Here is a 19,771-nt window from a genome sequence, read left to right as displayed (position 1 = left end):
GGCAAAGGGGGTGCCGAACGCTCATTTCGTCTCAAATTGCAACCCGCGCGTGCAAGAAGTCTTGATCGGCGGTGATCGAGAGGTGACGGGTCGCCTTGAACGCGGCCCCGGGCGACAGCGACTAATCCGATAGAGTGCCTAAGGATCAGTGGAACGTGATCGCATCTCCTCTTCCTAAAGCACCAAAATGGTGCTTTAGTGCTTTCCATGAGCCCGTCGCCCCGAAACGCGCCGTCTGCGCTGCGTTACCGGCTTGCCCCTGACCCGGCCGCCAAGGCGGCCATGGAGGCGACATTCCAGGCCTATGACCGCATGATGCAGATCCTGGACGAGGTCGCCCGGACCCATAATGTCGGCTCCAACGTCGTGCTGCTGCACGCCCATGCCTATGAGCCGATCCGGAAGGAAACCGCGCTGCCGTCGCGGCTGGTGACGCTGGGCCTGCGGGACCGCGCCGATTATCGCGCCGCGCAGGGCCGCCGCCTGCCGCTCGACGACAAGCTCGCCAAGATCAAGGGGCCCGCCACCATTTCGATCGCGACCGTGCAAGGGCGCTTCAGCGTGCCCTTCGACTACGCCGGCTATGCCGAGGGCTGGGGACAGAGCGCGCCCGCGCATCTCATCCGCACCGACGACGGCTTTGAAGTTCACTACGGCGTCACGCCGAACAGTCTGCCAGAGGAGGAGAACGCTATGGATACCATCGCTGCCGCCCCCGACAATTTCCTGTCCCGGGTCGGACGTCTCATTGCCGGGATCGCTTACGACGCGATCGAGCAGGCGGAAGGCAAGAACAAGCTCAAGGTGGTCGGCCAGGCCATCCGCGAGATCGAGCGCGCCGAGAGCGAGGCGCGCGATGCGCTCGCGGGCGCGCGCGCCGAGGAATACCGCCTCAACGCCCGCCGCACCGAGATCGAGCGCGAGATGACCGATCTTGCCGCCAAGATCGAGGGAGCGATCGCCGACAGCCGCGACGATCTCGCCCGCGCCGGCATCGCGCGGCAGATGGATCTGGAGGCGCAGTTCGAGGTGCTCTCCCGCGCCATCGACGAGAACAACGAGAAGATCGAGCAGTGCGTGACATCGCTGCGCGCCGTGCTGTCGGCGCTGCAGGATGCCGAGCTGCGCCGGGCCGATCTCGAAAAGAGCGAGGCCCAGGCGAGCCATCAGGCCTCGACCTCGCCCCGGAAGTCCGGCGGCGCTTCGGCCGCAGCGAAGGCCTTGCGTGCGGGCAGGGCGGTGGCGCGGGCCACCGGCGTGCCGCAGGGCATCCCGTATTCGAGCGACATCGATGAACTGAGCGCGCTTCATCGCGACAAGGAGATTGCGGCGAGGCTCGCACGGTTGAAGTCGCGCTCCTGAGGTTCGTGTCATGAGCGCACTGCTCGAACACGTCATGTCGCCCGAGGTCAGGCCGTTCGCGATCGCGGCGGCCATGATCGTCATCGTCGGCTCGCTCGAGGTGATCTCGATGCTGGTCGGGGCGTCCTTGAGCGAGATGCTCGGCACCAGCATCGATTTCAGCCATCCCAGCGACAATGGCGTGCTCAACGCCATCTCCTGGATCAATGCCGGCGGCGTGCCGCTGCTGATCTTCCTGCTGCTGGTGCTTGGCGCCTTCTCCATCACCGGCTTCCTGATCCAGGACGTCGCGCGGATGGTGGCCGGTCCCTTGCCCGCGACGCTCGCCTCGGTCGGGGCGGTCGCCGTTTCGGTGCCGCTGGTCCGCGCCGCGAGCGGCGCCATCGCGCGGATCATCCCCAAGGACGAGAGCTACGTCGTCGGCCTCGGCGATCTCGTCGGCCGCGTCGGCGAGGTCGTGGTCGGACCGCTCGACCAGGGCCCGCCCGGACGCGTCAGCGTCGCCGACATCCACGGCAACCGCCATTTCGTGCTGGCGGTCGCAGCACCGTCTTCGCCGCCTCTGCCGCAGGGAACCCTGGTCCTGCTGGTCGATCGCGTCGACACCCGTTTCGTGGCGGTCAAGGCCGAGGATGAACTCAAACCTTCCAAGCCGACTCTAAGCAGCTAGCAAGTCATTTCATTGGAGAAAGTCATGTTCGACATCGCTGTCCCGGCCATGATCGGCGTCGCGCTGATCGTCGTCCTCGGGATCGTCTTCACCATTCTCTACAAGCGCGCCACCCGCGACGAGGCCTTCGTCCGCACCGGCCTCGGCGGCAAGAAGGTCGTGCTCGACGGCGGCGCCATGATCCTGCCGATCTTCCACTCCTATGCCAGCGTCAATCTGAAGACGCTGCGGCTGACGGTCGAGCGCAAGGAGCGGGAATCCCTGATCACCAAGGATCGCCTGCGCGTCGACATCGTCGCCGAATTCTACGTGCGCGTCCGCCCGGACGAGGAGAGCATCGCGCTCGCCAGCCAGACGCTGGGTGCGCTGACCAACGATGCCGAGGCGCTGCGCAACCAGGTCGAGGCCAAGTTCGTCGACGGCCTGCGGTCGGTCGCGGCGACCATGAGCATCCTCGAGCTTCAGGAGAAGCGCTCGGACTTCGTCAAGCACGTGCAGTCCACCGTCGAGTCCGACGTGAAGTCGAACGGGCTCGAGCTTGAATCGGTGTCGCTGACCAAGCTCGACCAGACCGACGTCAAATTCTTCAATCCGGAGAATTTCTTCGACGCCGAAGGTCTCACCCAATTGAAGACCGTCACCGAGACCCGCAGGCGTGACCGCAACGCCATCGTGCGCGACAACGAGGTGGCGATCGCACAGAAGGACCTCGAGGCGCGGCAGCAGACCCTCGGGATCGAGCGGACCAAGAAGGAGGCCGAGCTCTCCCAGGAGCGCGACATTGCCAACAAGACCGCCAGCACCCGCGCCGAGGTTGCAACCGCGACCCAGACCGCGCGCCTGACCGAGGAGAACGCTCGCATCGACACCGACCGGGCCGTTGCCGAGAAGGAGGCGGGGGCCAAGCAGGTCAAGGAGACCGCGGTGATCGAGTCGGATCTCGCCATCAACAAGCGCAAGACCGACGCCCAGCGCGAGATCCAGATCGCCACCCAGGAAAACGAGATCCAGATCGCGGCCAAGAGCAAGCAGACCTCCGAAGCCGTCGCCGAAGCCAAGACCGCCGAAGCGATCGCCGTCTCCGCGGAGGAAAAGGTCGTCACCGCACGCGCGGTCGAGGTCGCCGACCGTGCCCGTCTCACCCAGGTGCTGGCCGCCCGCACCGAGGCCGAGCGCAAATCGACCGAGCTGATCGTCGCCGCCGAGGCCGAGAAGAAGGCCTCGCTCGACCGCGCCGAGGCCGTCAAGACGCTGGCCACGGCCGAAGCCGAGTCCAACAAGATCAAGGCGGTCGGCGTCCGCAACATCGGTGAAGCCGAGGCCGCCGTCATCACCATGAAGAACGAGGCGCAGAACAAGCTCGGCAGCAACGTGATCGATTTCGAGATCGCCAAGAAGCGGATCGAGATCATGCCGTCGGCGCTGGCCGAGATGGTGAAGCCGATCGCCAACCTCAAGGACGTCCGCATCCTTCATACCGGCGGCGCGTTCGGCGGCGGCAATGGTGCCGCGAATGGCGGCGTCGGCTTCGGCGAAGGCCTCGCCGGCGAGTTGCTCAAAGTGCACGCGCTGCGTCCGATGATCGACGAGATCCTCCGCCAGGGCGGCTTTGCGCCGGGCGATGATCCCGTGAAGGCACTGGTCGGCGCCGTGACCGGCAAGAGCAACGGCGCTGCGGTGCCGGCGCCCGCACCGGAGAAAACAAACACCGCCGATCTATGAATGCCGGTTCATTGCTGCTGAGAATTCGAATCGATAAGAAATTCCCGTGCGCGTCTCGCGGCGCGCACAACTCCGGAGCCGCGGTCGATCGCGTGTCGAAGCTGTCGATCGTGCTCCGGACGAAACCTGAGAGGCAACGCCATTCGTTGCCGCGGCGCCTGCGCCGATCGACGTCAGGCGCCGGAGCCTGTTTCGATCGAGGGAATTTCAAATGAAGTATTTTCTGTCCGGGCTAGTTGCGATCGGTCTTTCGCTCGCAGCCACCGCGTCCTTTGCAGCCGATTCCCGCAACGTCTCGGTCGTCAACGAGACCGGCTATGCCATCAAGTTCCTGGGCTTCAACGCACCTGATGACGGCATGGACGAGTGGGACAACGAGCTCGAGAAGGTTTTGCAGAACCAGGCCAGCACCTATGTCGAGTTCGACGAGGACGACGAGGGCTGCGTCTGGAACATCCGCGTCGACTGGCAGAACTATGACGAGTCCGTGCTGTGGAAGAACGTCAACCTCTGCAAGTTCAACGTGCTGAGGCTGCGCTACGACCCCGGCACCAAGACCACGTCCTTCGTCGCCGAATAGTTTCGGCGCTCACGGCCGGAGGAGGGGCCCGCTTGGTCCTTCCTCAGATGCGTTGCGAACAGGACGAATTCGTCCTTTGCAAGCGCAAGCGGCTTTGTTATACGCAGCCGCGCGCGAACGAAGGTTCGCCCTTTTCCTCGGTAGCTCAGCGGTAGAGCATCCGACTGTTAATCGGATGGTCGCTGGTTCGAATCCAGCCCGGGGAGCCAAATTCCGCTTGAAATTCAAGAAGTTGAGATCGAGCCTTGAAGTGGCGTGCGATGTCGTTTGAGCGGGCTCTGAGCAGCAATTCCCCGAATCCAGCGCAGAATCGCATTTCAAGCAGATGTGTATCCGGGCAGCTTCATCGCCGCATGGCGGCGCCAAAATCGACTTAATTCGAATTGAGCTTGGCTGGTGTCGGATTTTTACGGAGCTGATTCCCATGCCCCACGTCCAGATCGACCGCGCCCAACTGGCTCCCTCGATTCTGCCGGCCGACGTTCCCGAGCTCAGCGACGATGAATGCCTCGCCTGCCTGAAGCGTGCGGTCGAGACGCCCGATTCGGCGCGGCTCGACGAGGTCGCCGCCCTGATCGGCCGCCTCGCTGTGACGATCGAATAATCCATCCTGTTCCCTGATGCGGTGAGTTGCGGAAGCGCTGGCGGGCGCATGCCAACGGCTATGTTGCGTTTTCGCCGGGCATGTTCCAAAGATGCCGCAACTTCCGTCCGCGGCATCGTCCGCATTTCAGGGTCCGCCAATGTCCGGTTTCTCGACCGCGCGCCTCAAAATGGTCGATGGCCAGGTGCGCACCAATGACGTCACTGATCGCCGCGTTCTCGACGCCATGCTCACGGTTCCGCGCGAGGCCTTCGTGCCCGCGGCCCGCCAGGCTCTGGCCTATCTGGACCTCGATCTCGACGTCAGCGAGGGTGGCGCCAAGCGCTACCTGATCAAGCCGCAGCTTACCGGCAAGCTGCTCCAGGCCGCCGAGATCGGCGAGGGCGACAACGTGCTGGTGGTCGGCTGTGCCACGGGCTACGTCGCCGCGCTGGCCGCGAAGATCGCGCGCCAGGTCACCGCGACGGAATGTGATTCGGCTCTGGTCGCGAAGGCCAAGGACGCCTTTGCCGGCCTCGGGCTCGCCAACGTCACCTGCAAGGCCGCCGCCTGCACCGAGGGCGATTCTTCGGCCGCTCCCTATGACGTGATCATCCTCAACGGCGCCACCGAGGTGGTGCCGGAGGGGCTGCTCGGCCAGCTCAAGGAGGGCGGGCGCCTGGTAGGGGTGTCGGCGGAATCCAAGCCGCCGCGGGCCATGATCGTGACCCGTACTCACGGCGAATTCGGCCATCGGGCGCTGTTCGATGCCGCAGCTCCGGTCCTTCCCGGGCTGGAACGGGCCGCCGCCTTCGTCTTCTGACGCCCAAACCCCGTTAAAATCCCGTTCTGAATCAGAAGTGTGGCCGGGATGCTGCACGTGAAGAGTTTCCACCGGGAACTGCCTTGAGGTAGTTCCGTCGCGCCATTCCGCGTCCTATGTTGCGGCGGGGCAACGACTCCACTCGGTAGACGGTAACCCAGCTCGCGGGCACGAGTCGGGCGTTAAGATGAACGGAATTTTTGGGATGCATGGGGTGAAGCTCTTCACCGGAGCTGCGGTTTCGGTCCTGATGCTGGCGCTTGCCGGGCCGACGCCTGCCTTGGCGGATACGATCGAGGCCGCCTTGGTGCGCGCCTATCAGAACAATCCGCAACTCAACGCGCAGCGTGCCCAGGTGCGCTCGACCGACGAAAACGTGCCGCAGGCGCTGTCGGGCTATCGCCCCAGGGTCAATTTGAGCCTCACCACAGGGTATCAATACCAAGATATCCAGGCGGTGCAGAAGGGCCAGTCGATCCATGCCAACAACCTCGGATCCACGCTGCCCCTTCAGCCCAACGGCGCCAGCCTGACCGTTAACCAGACGCTCTACAACGGCAATCAGACCGCCAACAGGACGCGCGCAGCCGAGAGCCAGGTCTCGGGGTCCCGCGAGGGGTTGCGCGTGCTCGAGCAGCAGGTCCTGCTGCAGGCTGCCACGACCTACATGGACTTCCTGCGCGATTCGGCGACGCTCGAAGTTCAGCGCAGCAACGTGCGCGTGCTCGAACAGACGCTCAAGCAGACGCGCGATCGCTTCAATGTCGGCGAAGTCACCCGCACCGACGTGGCGCAATCCGAAGCGCAGCTCGCCGCCGGCAAGACCCAGGCCCTGACCGCCGAATCGAATCTCACGACGACGCGAGCAAACTTCCGCCGGATCATCGGCAACGAGCCGACGAACCTGGCCCCAGGCTCGCCGGTCGATCGCTTCCTGCCCGGGACGATCGCCTCCGCGGTCAATCTCAGCCTGGTGGAGAACCCCAGCGTCACGGCTGCGATGTACGGCATCGACGTCAACTATCTCCAGGTCAAGATCAACGAAGGCGCGCTGCTGCCGACGGTGACGGTGGCGGCTGGTGTCAGCACGGCCTATCAACAGACCTTGAACGTCTTCCGAACGAGTACGGCCTCCGCCATCGCGACGGCCTCCGTGCCGATCTATCAGGGCGGCACCGAATATTCGCTGATCCGCCAGTCGAAAGAGAACCTGGCGCAGCAGCGCCTGAATCTCGAGACCACCCGCGATCAGACCCGTGCCAACGTCGTGCAGGCCTGGGGCCAGCTCGAAGCCGGCAAGGCGCAGGTGCAGTCCGCGCAGGCGCAGGTCACGGCATCCGAGATCGCGCTGAACGGCGTGCGCGAGGAAGCCAAGGCCGGCCAGCGCACCACGCTCGACGTGCTCAACGCGCAGCAGGCGCTGGTCAACGCGCGCGTCGCGCTCGTCACGGCCCAGCATGACCGCGTCGTGGCATCCTATTCGGTGCTCAACGCGGTCGGCCGTCTCGCGCCGCAGGTGCTCGGTCTCAACACCACGGTCTACGATCCCAGCGTGCACTACCAGCAGGTCCGCGACAGCTGGGTCGGCGTGCGTACGCCTGACGGGCGCTGATCCCGTAGTCATCCGGTCGGCTTCGCAAACAGCGGACGCCGACCGGTGCTTTGCTTGCAATCATCAAAATCCCTGACATAGCCTTGCCAAGAAGATGCGGGTCGATTCGCCCGCATTCGATGTCGTGTGCGTAAAGCTTGAGTGCCGAGGGCAGGGCGCACCGCTGCACGTTGAGCCGTGAACTGGGGACAAGTCGGGCCGCCGCGACGAAAATGTCGAGGCGTCCGTCCGGAACCGGCCAATCCCGTCGTGCTTGGTGTAAAACAGCGCATGCGAGGGCGTTGATGATGTGGAGTCGGAGATGACGCAGCCTGCAAAGGTCACAGAACCCTCGATGGAGGAGATTCTGGCCTCGATCCGGCGCATCATTGCTGACGACGAGGCCAAGCCGCCGCCGGCCGAGGCCGCCAAGCCCGCGCCGGCTCCCGTAGCGCCCGCACCAAAGCCGCAGGCGATGAACGGCATTTCTCCGCCCAAGGTTGCTCCCACCAAGCCCGCCGCTGAAAAGCCGGCGCCACCGCCGGCCGCAAAGCCGGCAGCGCCTCCACCAGCACCTCCGCCTGCGGCGAGTGCCGACCCGAACAGCCAAGACGATATCGATGCGCTGCTGGCGGGGCTGGACGCGGCCACGCCTGCGCCCGAGGTCCGCGCGCCGGAGCCTGAGCCCGACGTGCTCGAATTGACCGACGAGATGGCGATGGATCCGACACCGCCTCCGCCGCCGCCGAGTTTCCGCAAGGTCGAGCCGCGCGACGATCTCGAATTCGCCGAAACGCCGCCGCCGCGCCCGACGCCGATGCCGTCTTTTGCGCCGGTGGATTTCGACGCACCGCCGCTGCCGCCGCAGCAGCCGATCCTGGCGCAGTCGACCGTTTCCGCGGTCGAATCCGCCTTCAACTCCCTGGCCCACACGGTGCTCAGCAGCAATGCGCGGACGCTGGAGGATCTGGTCAAGGAGATGCTGCGGCCGATGCTGAAATCCTGGCTCGACGACAACCTGCCGGGCCTCGTTGAACGCATCGTGAAGGCCGAGATCGAGCGGGTCTCGCGTGGCGGCCGGTAAGGGCCGGCCGGGGCCCTCATTAAGCCGCGCTTAAGCATTATATTCGGCCTTCCGAACGGGCGGGGAAGCCGATTTGCCGCGGCGCCTTCCGCTGCCGCCTTTCCGTTGACCTTTTCGTTGACTTGACCGGCCCGCGCGGCTTTTTAGCAGCCCATGATCGAGAAAAATTACCAACCCGCCGATATCGAAGCCCGCATGTCCGTCGTGTGGGAGGACAGCCGTGCCTTCAAGGCCGGCCGCCCCGACCGCCGCGACGCGGTGCCCTTCACCATCGTGATCCCGCCGCCGAACGTGACGGGCTCGCTGCACATGGGCCACGCCCTCAACAACACGCTGCAGGACATCCTGTGCCGGTTCGAGCGCATGCGCGGCCGCGACGTGCTGTGGCAGCCGGGCACCGACCATGCCGGCATTGCGACCCAGATGGTGGTCGAGCGGCAGCTCATGGAGCGCCAGCAGCCCGGCCGCCGCGAGATGGGCCGCGAGAAGTTTCTGGAGCGGGTCTGGCAGTGGAAGGCCGAGAGCGGCGACACCATCATCAACCAGCTCAAGCGGCTCGGTGCCTCCTGCGACTGGTCGCGCGAGCGCTTCACCATGGACGAAGGCCTGTCCAAGGCCGTCATCAAGGTGTTCGTCGAGCTGCACCGTGACGGCCTGATCTACAAGGACAAGCGCCTGGTGAACTGGGACACCAAGCTGCTCACCGCGATCTCCGATCTCGAGGTGCAGCAGACCGAGGTGAAGGGCCACCTCTGGTATCTGCGCTATCCGATCGAGGGCAAGACGTTCAATCCCGAGGATGCCACGACCTTCATCGTCGTTGCGACGACGCGCCCGGAGACCATGCTCGGCGATACCGGCGTGGCCGTGCATCCCGAGGACGAGCGCTACCTGAAGCTGGTCGGCAAGAACGTCGTCCTGCCGCTGGTCGGCCGCAAGATCAAGATCGTCGCCGACGAATATTCCGATCCGGAGAAGGGCTCGGGTGCGGTCAAGGTGACGCCGGCGCATGACTTCAACGATTTCGAGGTCGGCAATCGCCACGGCCTGCGCCGCATCAGCGTGCTCGACAAGGAAGGCTGCCTCGATCTCCTCGACAACGAGGACTATCTGAAGGGCCTGCCGGAAGGCGCCTCGCAATTCGCCGAGGAGTTCAACAAGGTCGACCGCTTCGCGGCGCGCAAGCGCATCGTCGAGCGGCTGGAATCGTTCGGCTTCGTCGAGCGCATCGAGCCGCACACCCACATGGTGCCGCACGGTGATCGCTCCAACAGCGTGATCGAGCCGTACCTGACCGACCAGTGGTACGTCGACGCCAAGACGCTGGCAAAGCCCGCGATCGCGGCCGTGCGTTCGGGTGAAACCTCGTTCGTGCCGAAAAACTGGGAAAAGACCTATTTCGAGTGGATGGAGAACATCCAGCCCTGGTGCATCTCGCGCCAGCTCTGGTGGGGCCATCAGATCCCGGCCTGGTACGGCCCCGACGGCAAGGTGTTCGTCGCCGAGACCGAGGAGGAGGCGATCAGCCACGCGCTCGGCTATTACGTCGAGCAGGAAGTCATCACGGCCGAGCAGGGCCGCGAGATGGCGCTCGACCGCAACAAGCGCGAAGGCTTCATCACCCGCGACGAGGACGTGCTCGACACCTGGTTCTCCTCGGCGCTGTGGCCGTTCTCGACGCTCGGCTGGCCCGAAGATGCGCCCGAGGTGAAGCGCTACTATCCGACCAACGCGCTCGTCACCGGCTTCGACATCATCTTCTTCTGGGTCGCCCGCATGATGATGATGGGCCTGCACTTCATGAAGGAGGTGCCGTTCTCGACGATCTACATCCACGCGCTCGTCCGCGACGAGAAGGGCGCCAAGATGTCGAAGTCGAAGGGCAACGTCATCGATCCGCTCAACCTGATCGACGAATACGGTGCGGACGCGCTGCGATTCACGCTGGCCGCGATGGCGGCACAGGGACGCGACATCAAGCTCGCCACCAGCCGCGTCGAAGGCTACCGCAATTTCGCGACCAAGCTGTGGAATGCGTCCCGCTTCGCCGAGATGAACCATTGCGCCGTGCCCGAAGGCTTCGAGCCGGCGAAGGCGAAGGAAACGCTCAACCGCTGGATCGCGCATGAGAGCGCGCACACCACGCGCGAGGTGACCGAGGCGATCGAGGCCTATCGCTTCAACGATGCTGCCGGCGCGATCTACCGTTTCGTCTGGAACGTCTATTGCGACTGGTATGTCGAGCTCGCCAAGCCCGTGCTGCTCGGTCCCGACAGCCCGGCCAAGGACGAGACCCGCGCCATGGTTGCCTGGGCGCGCGACGAGATCCTGAAGCTGCTGCACCCGTTCATGCCCTTCATCACCGAAGAGCTGTGGGAAGTGACGGCCAAGCGCGACGGCCTGCTGGCGCTGGCGCCGTGGCCGCTGAAGTCGACCGCGCCGACGCCGGAACAGCTCGCGATGCTCGCGGCTGCGGCAGGTCCGACCGATCCGCTGATCTCGCCAACGCTGATCATGCCGATCTTCGACCACGCCGACTTCACCGATCCCAAGGCGGAAGCCGAGATCGGCTGGGTGATCGACCTCGTCACGCAGATCCGCTCGGTGCGCGCCGAGATGAACATTGCGCCGGCCACGCTGACGGCGCTGGTGCTTGCGGGCGCATCGGCCGAGACCAAGGAGCGCGCGCCGCGCTGGACCGACGTGATCAAGCGCATGGCGCGCCTGTCGGACATCTCGTTCGCCGATCGCGCGCCCGACGGCGCGGTCCAGCTGCTCGTGCGCGGTGAGGTCGCCGCGCTGCCGCTGAAGGGCGTGATCGACGTCGCGGCCGAGCGCACGCGCCTCGACAAGGAGATCGCGAAGGCCGACGCCGACATCAAGCGCGCCGAGTCGAAGCTGGCGAACGAGAAGTTCGTTGCCAACGCGGCCGAGGAGGTCGTCGAGGAGGAGCGCGAGAAGCGCGAGGCGGCGCTGGCTCGCAAGGCCAAACTGCTCGAGGCGCTGGAGCGGCTGAAGCAGGCCTCGTAGGCCTATTTCGGGAACGGCTTGCTGAGGAATTTCGAGCCCCTGACGCCATAGCGCCAGGGCAGCTCGACCGCCTTGGTGATGCCGATCCGGATGCCGGCCACGACCTCCACATCCTCCGTCCGTGCATGCAGCGCGATCGGCGGCCGGTCCAGGGGCAGGGTGTTGTGCGCGATGGTGATCCCGAGCGCCTCGGTCAGCTTGCCCGGGCCCGAGCACAGCGCGTGCACCTCCTGGAGATGGCGGCGGCGGCGCATTGCGGCGAGGCCATGCGTCGGCTCCAGCGCGCGGATCAGGACGGCTGCAGCCGAGCCTTCCCCCTCGCAGACGAAGTTCACGCACCAGTGGATGCCGTAGGAGCGGTAGACATAGGCAAAGCCGGGCGGCCCGAACATGATCTGGTTCCGCGGCGTCGGGCCATTGTAGGAGTGCGCCGCCGGCTCGGTATGATGATAGGCCTCGACCTCGACGATGATCCCGCCGACACGGTCGACCAGCATAGTCGCACCGATCAAATCGCGCGCGACCTCGCGGACGTCGCGGTTGAAAAAGGCCCGTTTCAGGGCCTTGCCGAGCCGCGGTGTAGAGGCTTTCGAGGTTGGAGCCATTCGAGGTGAGAATCGCCTGAGAACAGAGCAGGATAATGCCCATATCTGCCATGTTCCCTGAAGCGGCGCGAGCCGGGTTGCAGCAGGCAAGCAGACCGATTAGGTAGGACCTGAACAGACCGGACAGACCATGGTCGTTATTGTCGACACTATCTCGAACCCGTTGCGCCCCCGTCACCCCGAAAAGGTGAATCGCCCCGATTCCGCTTCGCCGCCGAAGCCGGACTGGATCCGTGTGCGCGCCCCCAACACCCGCGGCTACGCCGACACCCGCAACATCGTGCGCGCCAATGGCCTGCACACGGTGTGCGAGGAGGCAGGCTGCCCGAATATCGGCGAGTGCTGGGACAAAAAGCACGCGACCTTCATGATCATGGGTGACACCTGCACCCGGGCCTGCGCCTTCTGCAACGTCAAGACCGGCCTGCCGAATGCGCTGGATACGGCCGAGCCGCAGAACGTCGCCGAGGCCGTCGCCAAGCTGGGCCTCGCCCACGTCGTCATCACCTCCGTCGACCGCGACGACCTCGCCGACGGCGGCGCCGAGCATTTCGCCCAGACCATCCGCGCGATCCGCGCCGCATGCCCCTCGACCACGATCGAGATCCTGACGCCCGACTTCCTGCGCAAGGAAGGCGCGCTCGAGGTCGTCGTCGCGGCGCGGCCCGATGTCTTCAACCACAATCTCGAGACCGTGCCGTCGCGTTACCTGACGGTGCGGCCGGGCGCGCGCTACTTCCACTCGATCCGGCTGCTGCAGCGGGTCAAGGAGCTCGATCCCACCATCTTCACCAAGTCCGGCATCATGGTCGGCCTCGGCGAGGAGCGCCACGAGGTGCAGCAGGTGATGGACGATCTGCGCTCCGCCGACGTCGACTTCCTGACCATCGGGCAGTATCTCCAGCCGACCCGCAAGCATCATGCCGTGATGCGCTACGTGCCGCCGGACGAGTTTTCGTCCTACGAGAAGGTGGCCTACACCAAGGGCTTCCTGATGGTGTCGGCGAGCCCGCTCACCCGTTCCTCGCACCACGCCGGCGAGGACTTTGCGAGACTGAAGGCCGCGCGGGCCGCGACTGCCCGTTGAATCGCCATGCCTAAATTTTCGAGCAAGCGCCGTGTCAATCACAGCGCGTCCGAGATGTTTGATCTGGTCGCCGACGTCGAGCGCTACCCGGAATTCGTGCCGCTGTGCAGCGCGCTGAAGATTCGCCAGCGCATGCCCAAGCCTGACGGCACCGAGGTGCTGGTCGCGGACATGACGGTGTCGTTCAAGCTGGTGAAGGAGTCCTTCACCAGCCGCGTGACGCTCGACCGCGCCAATCTCAAGATCCTGGTCGAATATCTGCAAGGTCCGTTCAGCAATCTGGAAAACCGCTGGACGTTCGAGCCTAAAGGCGAGGGCGTCTGCGACGTCGGTTTCTATCTCGCCTATGAGTTCAGGAGCCGCATGCTGGCGATGCTGATGGGCTCGATGTTCGACGCCGCCTTCGCGCGGTTCTCGACCGCGTTCGAAAAGCGGGCGGACGCGATCTACGGCCGGCCGAAGCTGGCGTCGTCGTAGGTTGTCGTAACTCTTGTGTCCCGGACGCGCTGCGACGCGTAGCGTTGCTGCGCAGAGCCGGGACCCAGAGTGCCCCAAGCATGGGCCCCGGCTCTGCAGCGCACCGCTGAAGGAGCGCTGCGCTGCGTCCGGGGCACGAGCTGCTCACCTCAATCCACCGCCTTCACCACCTCCGGCGGCTGCGAGGCATAGTACGCCGCGGCCTGATCGATCTCCTGCGGTGTCAGCGCACGCGCGATGTTGCGCATCTGCTGGCTGATGTCGTTGCGGCGCTCGCCGGAGGCAAAAGCCTGGAGCTGGGCCTTCATGTAGGCCTCCGACTGTCCCTCCAGCCACGGGCTGCCGGTCTTGTTGTCGAGGCTGCCATGGCAGGAGCCGCAGGGCGCGATGCCGCGCATCGGCGCGCCGTAGATGACGATGTTCGGCTTCGGCAGTTGCGGCGTCGGGTGATAGGCGGGAAGCCGCGGCAGATAGGCGTAATAGTTCGAGAGATCGGCGATCTCCTGGTCCGTCAGGTTGACGGCGAACGGCGACATCACCGCATTGGTGCGCGCGCCCGAGCGGAAATCGTGCAGCTCCTTGTAGATCACTGCAGCATACTGGCCCGCAAGGTTGGGCGAGTCCGCGCGGCTGATGCCGGTCGGGCCATGGCAGATCGCGCAGCGCTGCGCCAGCGTCGCGCCGCGGCCGATCGCCTCCTGGCTCGGACGTGACAGCGTGTGCGAGGTCAGTACGACCTCCGACAGCCGCTTGCTCTGCTCGGGCGCGGTGACGCTTGGTGCCCGCTGCGGCACGCCGGCGGCGCTGCAGATCGCATCCCAGACATTGGCGAACTGGACCCAGGGCTGCGCGAAGGGCAGCACGATGAAGCCGGCGATCGCCGTCACGATCAGGATCGCCGCAGTGATGCCGACACCGCGCGTGAAATGCGGATTGCCGAAGGTAAAGAGGTCGCGCGCGCTCATCACTGCGCTCCCACGTAAACGGCCGGTACCGAGGTGCCCCCGCCAAGTGCCAGATTGAGGATCGGATAGCCGTAATTGGTGAGGGTGAGCGCGATCATCAACGCCACCCATAGCGCATGGGTGTTGAGCGCGACCGGCACGGTCGTGGCCTGGTGCACGGCAACCGCAAAGCGGTAGGGCCCGGCATCGGCCTGGGGCGCGCGCATGCCGCGCGCCAGGATGACGATGAACATGATGCCTGAAGCCAGCAGGATGAAGCCGCCGATCGCCGAGAAGGTCACCGACAGTGCCTGCGGTGCGATCGCGGGATCACCGAAGTCGAAATAGGCCATGCGGCGCGGCATGCCCAAGATGCCGACCCAGTGCCACGGGAAGGTCGTGACGATCATGCCGATGAACCACAGCCAGAGCTGGGTGCGGATCAGCCGGATATCGATCAGCTCGCGCCCGGTCAGATGCGGCCAGAGGTCATAGGCGATCGCAAAATACATGATCACGATGGCGCCGCCGAAGATCAGGTGGAAATGGCCGGTGATCCACTGCGTGTTGTGGATCGAGGCATCGAGCTGATAGCTCATGTTGATGAGGCCGCCGGCGCCGCCGAAGCCGAGCATGACGAACGAGAACGCCAGCGCCAGCATCATCGGATTGTCCCAGGGCAGGGCCCTCATCCAGCCGAACATCCCGCGGCCGCCGCGCAGGCGTGCCGCGATCTCGATGGAGGCGCAGATCGTGAATACGGTCAGCAGCGTCGGCAGTGCCACCAGCGCAGTGAAGGCCGAGTGGATGAACTTGAAGCCGGCACCCACCATCGGATCGGCAAAGGTGTGGTGCATGCCGATCGGCATCGCCACCACCAGGAACAGGATGAAGGAGATCCGCGCCATGGTGTCGGAATAGACCCGGCCGCCGATCGCGCGCGGCACGATGGTGTAATAGGCGATGTAGGTCGGCATGAGCCAGAAATAGACGATGGCGTGCAGCGTCCAGGAGAAGAAGATGCGGGCGAGCCCGGCATCGATGGTGTTCTTCAGCCCGGCCGCGACGGGAATGATCTGCAGCAGCAGCTCGAGCGCGGCGCCGACCGCGGTCCAGGCCCACAGATATGAGCCCGCGACATTGGCGAACATCGCCAGCGGCACTGGCGCGCCGGGATGGGCCTTGCGCCAGACGCGCAGATTGATCGACATCAGCGCGACCCAGATCCAGGAGCCGACCACGACCAGCACGACGCCGAGGTAATAGAAGACGTTGCCGATCAGCGGCGGATAGAAGGTGTAGAGCACCGAAGCGCGGCCCAGCGCGATCGGGATCACCGCCATGACGCTGCCGATCACGATCAGCCAGAATCCGGTCCAGGCCCAGCGCACGCCGACCAGGCGCTGCTCCAGCGCGGACTCGCTGATGGCATAGCCGAAGCCCATCGCGACCAGGGTCGGGAAGACGTAGCCCATCACCGTGCCGTGCGCGGTCAGCGAGCGGTAGTAGAGCTCGGGATTGGACAGCCAGGTGCCGATCGGGCTGCGGATGAACATCTGCCAGGCGCCGAGCGTGAGCGCGACGCCGAACACGGCGAAGGCCAGCCAGAAATGGGCGAGGATGAGCTTTCTATTCGCCAACACAGCTCAGCCTCCCGCCGCCCTTCGCGCGACCCGCGAATTCGGTCTTGTCGATCACCTTGACCTTGCCCCACATGCCCTCGTGGCCGAAGGAGCAAAACTCCTGGCAGGGCATCAGATAGTCGCCGGTCTTCGCAAAGCGCATCAGCTGCTCGGAAATGTAGCCCGGCACCAGCATGGTGTTGATGTTGGTGCCCTGGATCAGGATGCCGTGCACGACGTCGGCGCTGGTGGCGCGCAGCGTGATCGGCGTGTCCACGGGCACCACGATGCAGGCCGGGGTGAAGGAATATTGCTGGCCGATCGCGCGCACGGTCACGTTGCCATTGGCTTCCAGCACGCTGCCGAGATTGCTCTCGACGAACTCGCCGGAGAGGTGAATCCGCGACGGATCGGTGGTCTCGACGCGCGGCTGCGGCATGGTCGCGCGATGGATGCCGGCGAACGCCGCCAGCAGCGCCATGCCGACGATGATGATCACGGCGATGGTGGCCCAGCGCCGCTCGACGCGCGCTGCAACCTCGGCGCTGCCATGAGCTTGCTCTGTGCTCATTGCAGCGGCCCGCGCGGCAGGAACACGAACAGATAGAACGCAAGCCACATCGCGACGACGCAGGCCGTGGCGATGCCGGCGAGCACGATCGCGCCTGACGGTCCCTGGGCAACGACCTCCTCGACGGCCTGGTCGGCCGCGGCTGGGCTGGTCGGAGGATCGGAATTGAACATGGCGGATCCTCAGTTCAGCGGTGCGGAGCGCAGCTCGTTGGCGTCGCGCGCCGAGACCGGCGTGCCGCGATTGCCCCAGGCGGTGCGGATGTAGGAGACGACGGCGGCGACCTCGTTGTCGGAGAGGAGCCCCGCGAACGGCGGCATGCCATAGGGCATCGGATTGCCCTTGGTGCCCGGCGGATAGCCGCCATTGAGGACCATGCGGATCGGATTGACCGCCGACTGCATCTCGATCGACTGGTTGTTGGCGAGCGGCGGCCAGTGCGGCGGCTTGCCTTCGCCCTGCAGGCCGTGACAGCTCGCGCAATTCTTGTCGTAGACGGTCTTGCCGAGGCTGATCAGCAGGCTGCTCTCGGTATTCGGCAGCACCGAGCTTGCCGGCGGCGGCGATGAGCCTTCCGCGATGCTCTTGAGGTACACCGCCATGGCGCGCGTATCCTCGTCGTTGAGATATTGCAGGCTGTTGTGCACGACCTCGGCCATCGGGCCGTAGACGACGCCGCGCGCGGAGACGCCGGTCTGGAGCAGATCGGTGATGTCCTTGATGCTCCAGTCGCCGAGGCCGGCCTCGCGATTGGAGGTGAGCGAGGGCGCGTACCAGTTCTGCATCGGGATCAGGCCGCCCTTGAAGGCATCCGATTGCGAGGTGCCGCCGAGCGCGTTGATCGGCGAATGGCACATGCCGCAATGGCCGAGGCCTTCGACCAGATAGGCGCCGCGATTCCATTCCGCCGATTTCTTTGGATCGGGCTTGAACTCACCTTCGGAAAAGAACAGCGTGCGCCAGCCGAGGATGAGCTGGCGGTTGTCGTAGGGAAAGCGCAGCTCGTGCGGCTTGTTCTTCTGGTTCACCGGCGCGATCGAGCGCAAATAGGCGAAGATCGCATCGCTGTCGGCGCGCGTGACCTTGGTGTAGGACGCGAACGGCATCGCCGGATAGATCAGACCGCCATCCGGGAAGCGGCCGCTGTGCATGGTCTTGTAGAAATCGTCCGCGCTCCACTTGCCGATCCCGGTGTCGGGATCCGGCGTGATGTTGGAGGTGTAGAGCGTGCCGAACGGCGTCGGCATGGCGCGGCCGCCGGCGAACAGGCGGCCCTCCGGCGCGGTGTGACACGCCGTGCAATCGCCGGCGCGGGCGAGATATTCGCCGCGGGCGATGACATCGCTGGTCTTGTCCTGTGCCTGCGCAGCCGTGGTGAGCGCGGCGAATGCGAGCAGTACGATCGACAGTTTCGAGCCCATCATCCGCCTCGTCAGTTGGGCTGGCTGCCGCAGCCGAAGGGCAGCGCGTAGGTGCCTTTCGCGACGGGAGCAGGATTAGCTGGAGCAGGGCGCGTTGCAAGCCAGGCCGCAACCGCGGTCACATCGGCCTCGGTCAGATGGCCGGCAACGAGCTGCATGCAGTCGGGTGATTTTGCGGTGCGGGTGCCGTAGCGCCAGGCGCCGAGCTGGGCGCTGATATAGGGGGCGCGCAAGCCGAGCAGGCCTGGGATGCCAGGCTGCATGCCCGTCAGGCCCGGGCCGTGGCAGCTCACGCAAGCCGGAATGTTGCGGCCGGCATCGCCGCTGGTGGCCAGCAGCTCACCCTGCGCGAGGACTTCCTTGCTGACCTCGCTCGGCGCGGGCTGCGGCAGCGGAGGGTGCTCGCTGGCAAAATACTCGGCCATCGCCTCGAGATACGGATCGGGCAGGAATTCCAGCAGATAGTTCATCGGCGGATATTTGCGCCGGCCGCTGCGGAAGGCGAGGAGCTGGTTGTAGAGATAGCCGGCGGGCTTGCCGGCAAGGCGCGGGAAATAGACGTCGCTGGTGCCTTCGCCCTTGTTGCCGTGACAGGGCGTGCACGCTTCCACCCGCGCCGCCATCGTATCGGGCGGCTGGTTGGCAGTCTGGGCGGCCGCACCATCAAAGGCGGCCAAGGTGATAGTCACGGCGGCCGAGGCCGCGGCGCGAGCGAACAATTTCGTCGCCCTCCACAATGCTGGTGCGGTTGATTCCGGATCACAGCGTAGGGCGGCATTATTGCGCCAATATTTCCCGGCGCAAGGTCGGACATCCGTGATGACGTTTGGTCGCGGTTGCACATTTGCGATCGCGATCGGATTCGACAAAATTTGCGTGCTTTTTGACAACCACATAACGCTGCGGTCTCGCGGCAGTCCCTGCCCGAGTCTTGCTTGGTCATGTCGCCCTCGATGTCAGAGGGCGCAGGGAAGACCGGGTGCCGGCCGGGCACCCACGGTCCACTGTGCGAAAGGCGGCGACAAAAGCTGCACAGCGGCATACAGGTGAAGCCCAACAACCGGCCTTCCCTGCGCAGTGGTTTGACGGCTTATGCCGAGCTCTCCCCGGGGAGCGATGCACTATTGCCCCCGTCGCCTTGCAGATGGCTGATGCACGTGCCCGGTCGGACCGCCGCATCACCGCAAGACTTGGCGCACAGACCCCGGGCGCCAGGACGACACGGTTTTGCCGTACGCTGGGCCGCACCGGTCGTATGCGCGAGGTGTTTCGCTCACGGTTGCCCGCCCTGCGAAGTCGTTCGCGCCGATGCTGCCCGCGTCCACCACGGCTCATCCCGCGTTCGTGACGATCGCGATACGCCCCTCTGACAGGGATGAGGTGGCGGGAGAATGCGCGCATTCCGAAATTCTGTAAAGGCGAATATTTTTGCGGGAAGGCATTGCCCCACGGCTTGCGTGTTTTGCCCGACGAGGCTGAGCAAGAATTGGTTTGTTGGCTGTCCTAGGCCGTAGCGAACCGGGCGATTGCGATCTGGGGCTGGAATATTCGCCAAGAGGTCGATAGAGCAACCTTTATGCCCTGCAGGAGGGTTACGAA

Annotated in this window: 18 protein-coding genes and 1 tRNA gene; 12 read left to right on the top strand and 7 right to left on the bottom strand. The window is 65.2% G+C overall.

Features of this window, described 5'->3' with window-relative positions; translation table 11 throughout:
* Window positions 1–198 precede the first annotated feature (198 nt).
* The 10 genes from VGR99_RS17945 to VGR99_RS17900 all read left to right on the top strand — a co-directional run bounded on the left by VGR99_RS17945 (window position 199) and on the right by VGR99_RS17900 (window position 11,445).
* A complete protein-coding gene (locus VGR99_RS17945) occupies window positions 199–1,362 on the top strand; it encodes a PspA/IM30 family protein (RefSeq protein WP_326900082.1) in 1,164 nt (387 codons plus the stop codon).
* Window positions 1,363–1,372: 10 nt separating this feature from the next.
* Window positions 1,373–2,032, top strand: coding sequence for an OB-fold-containig protein (locus VGR99_RS17940; protein ID WP_326900081.1), 660 nt, complete (start codon window positions 1,373–1,375; stop codon window positions 2,030–2,032).
* Between the two features lie 24 nt (window positions 2,033–2,056).
* On the top strand, window positions 2,057–3,754 hold the full coding sequence (locus tag VGR99_RS17935) for a flotillin family protein (protein ID WP_326900080.1): 1,698 nt from the start codon (window positions 2,057–2,059) through the stop codon (window positions 3,752–3,754).
* Window positions 3,755–3,965: 211 nt separating this feature from the next.
* Window positions 3,966–4,334: a hypothetical protein gene (locus tag VGR99_RS17930; RefSeq protein ID WP_326900078.1), complete on the top strand. Its 369-nt coding sequence runs from the start codon at window positions 3,966–3,968 to the stop codon at window positions 4,332–4,334.
* A gap of 134 nt (window positions 4,335–4,468) precedes the next feature.
* Window positions 4,469–4,543 (top strand) — tRNA-Asn (locus VGR99_RS17925).
* A 215-nt stretch (window positions 4,544–4,758) separates the two neighbouring features.
* Entirely contained in the window at window positions 4,759–4,938 is a 180-nt protein-coding gene (locus VGR99_RS17920; protein ID WP_326900077.1) for a hypothetical protein, read from the top strand.
* Between the two features lie 139 nt (window positions 4,939–5,077).
* The gene (locus VGR99_RS17915) at window positions 5,078–5,740 is read left to right on the top strand and encodes a protein-L-isoaspartate O-methyltransferase (protein WP_326900076.1); all 663 of its coding nucleotides are present in this window, start codon (window positions 5,078–5,080) and stop codon (window positions 5,738–5,740) included.
* A gap of 205 nt (window positions 5,741–5,945) precedes the next feature.
* The gene (locus VGR99_RS17910) at window positions 5,946–7,352 is read left to right on the top strand and encodes a TolC family outer membrane protein (RefSeq protein ID WP_326900075.1); all 1,407 of its coding nucleotides are present in this window, start codon (window positions 5,946–5,948) and stop codon (window positions 7,350–7,352) included.
* A 301-nt stretch (window positions 7,353–7,653) separates the two neighbouring features.
* Window positions 7,654–8,415: a DUF2497 domain-containing protein gene (locus VGR99_RS17905; RefSeq protein WP_326900074.1), complete on the top strand. Its 762-nt coding sequence runs from the start codon at window positions 7,654–7,656 to the stop codon at window positions 8,413–8,415.
* A gap of 153 nt (window positions 8,416–8,568) precedes the next feature.
* Window positions 8,569–11,445, top strand: coding sequence for a valine--tRNA ligase (locus tag VGR99_RS17900; RefSeq protein WP_326900073.1), 2,877 nt, complete (start codon window positions 8,569–8,571; stop codon window positions 11,443–11,445).
* A 2-nt stretch (window positions 11,446–11,447) separates the two neighbouring features.
* On the opposite strand, the gene VGR99_RS17895 is transcribed toward VGR99_RS17900, so the two are convergent.
* Complete coding sequence (locus tag VGR99_RS17895; protein ID WP_326900072.1) at window positions 11,448–12,050, bottom strand: DNA-3-methyladenine glycosylase; 603 nt, start codon at window positions 12,048–12,050, stop codon at window positions 11,448–11,450.
* Between the two features lie 130 nt (window positions 12,051–12,180).
* Between VGR99_RS17895 and lipA the strand changes: the two genes are divergently transcribed.
* Together lipA and VGR99_RS17885 are read left to right on the top strand one after the other, a co-directional pair.
* Window positions 12,181–13,137, top strand: coding sequence for a lipoyl synthase (gene lipA / locus VGR99_RS17890; protein WP_326900071.1), 957 nt, complete (start codon window positions 12,181–12,183; stop codon window positions 13,135–13,137).
* A 6-nt stretch (window positions 13,138–13,143) separates the two neighbouring features.
* Complete coding sequence (locus tag VGR99_RS17885; protein ID WP_326900069.1) at window positions 13,144–13,614, top strand: type II toxin-antitoxin system RatA family toxin; 471 nt, start codon at window positions 13,144–13,146, stop codon at window positions 13,612–13,614.
* A 149-nt stretch (window positions 13,615–13,763) separates the two neighbouring features.
* On the opposite strand, the gene VGR99_RS17880 is transcribed toward VGR99_RS17885, so the two are convergent.
* Genes VGR99_RS17880 through VGR99_RS17855 form a run of 6 tightly spaced genes read right to left on the bottom strand, consistent with a single transcriptional unit; the run spans window position 13,764 to window position 18,891 of the window.
* Window positions 13,764–14,579 (bottom strand): c-type cytochrome, encoded by an 816-nt coding sequence (locus tag VGR99_RS17880; protein WP_326900068.1) that lies wholly within the window; start codon window positions 14,577–14,579, stop codon window positions 13,764–13,766.
* Entirely contained in the window at window positions 14,579–16,201 is a 1,623-nt protein-coding gene (locus VGR99_RS17875) for a b(o/a)3-type cytochrome-c oxidase subunit 1 (protein ID WP_326900067.1), read from the bottom strand. Before VGR99_RS17875 ends, VGR99_RS17880 begins: the two co-directional genes overlap by 1 nt.
* Entirely contained in the window at window positions 16,188–16,751 is a 564-nt protein-coding gene (locus VGR99_RS17870; RefSeq protein ID WP_326900066.1) for a cytochrome C oxidase subunit II, read from the bottom strand. The genes VGR99_RS17875 and VGR99_RS17870 overlap by 14 nt, the downstream gene beginning before the upstream one ends.
* Window positions 16,748–16,924: a hypothetical protein gene (locus VGR99_RS17865; protein ID WP_188103317.1), complete on the bottom strand. Its 177-nt coding sequence runs from the start codon at window positions 16,922–16,924 to the stop codon at window positions 16,748–16,750. Before VGR99_RS17865 ends, VGR99_RS17870 begins: the two co-directional genes overlap by 4 nt.
* Before the next feature lie 9 nt (window positions 16,925–16,933).
* Window positions 16,934–18,172, bottom strand: coding sequence for a cytochrome c (locus VGR99_RS17860; RefSeq protein WP_326900338.1), 1,239 nt, complete (start codon window positions 18,170–18,172; stop codon window positions 16,934–16,936).
* Between the two features lie 11 nt (window positions 18,173–18,183).
* Window positions 18,184–18,891 carry a c-type cytochrome gene (locus VGR99_RS17855; RefSeq protein ID WP_326900063.1) on the bottom strand — a complete coding sequence of 236 codons (708 nt, stop codon included), beginning with the start codon at window positions 18,889–18,891 and terminating at the stop codon, window positions 18,184–18,186.
* Window positions 18,892–19,771: the final 880 nt, after the last annotated feature.

The sequence above is a fragment of the Bradyrhizobium sp. genome, from assembly GCF_035935975.1.
Taxonomy (GTDB): domain Bacteria; phylum Pseudomonadota; class Alphaproteobacteria; order Rhizobiales; family Xanthobacteraceae; genus Bradyrhizobium.
The sequence above is the reverse complement of the archived record's forward strand: the minus strand, read 5'-3'. Positions and strand labels throughout refer to the sequence as shown.